Source organism: Bacillus sp. 205(2023) (assembly GCF_037027485.1).
In the GTDB taxonomy this organism is placed as follows: domain Bacteria; phylum Bacillota; class Bacilli; order Bacillales; family Bacillaceae; genus Bacillus; species Bacillus halotolerans.
In genome coordinates this window covers 1-415 of sequence record NZ_JAXCHF010000033.1, presented here as the reverse complement: position 1 = coordinate 415, position 415 = coordinate 1, and the positions used below count along the sequence as shown (strand labels likewise).

Annotated in this window: 2 tRNA genes and 1 rRNA gene; all 3 read right to left on the bottom strand. The window is 48.9% G+C overall.

The window, feature by feature from the left end:
- Positions 1–97 (bottom strand): 23S ribosomal RNA (locus WA325_RS21250); the annotation flags it as partial.
- An 81-nt stretch (positions 98–178) separates the two neighbouring features.
- Positions 179–254, bottom strand: a tRNA-Ala gene (locus WA325_RS21245).
- Positions 255–266: 12 nt separating this feature from the next.
- Positions 267–343 (bottom strand) — tRNA-Ile (locus WA325_RS21240).
- Positions 344–415: the final 72 nt, after the last annotated feature.

Genomic DNA, 415 nt, shown 5'->3' with positions numbered 1-415 from the left:
GCTTGCTTACAGCTCCCCGAAGCATATCGGTGTTCGTCCCGTCCTTCATCGGCTCCTAGTGCCAAGGCATCCACCGTGCGCCCTTTCTAACTTAACCGTTAAAAAGAATCACTATGTGATATCTTGTATTACTAATTGAATGTGATGTCTACTGTTATCTAGTTTTCAAAGAACACGTTGGTGGAGCCTAGCGGGATCGAACCGCTGACCTCCTGCGTGCAAAGCAGGCGCTCTCCCAGCTGAGCTAAGGCCCCATTTGTATAAGATGGTGGGCCTGAGTGGACTCGAACCACCGACCTCACGCTTATCAGGCGTGCGCTCTAACCAGCTGAGCTACAGGCCCATCTTAACTTATTCAAGGAACAAAGTTCCTTCAAAACTAAACAAGACAGGGAACGTTCTGTTTATAAGACCC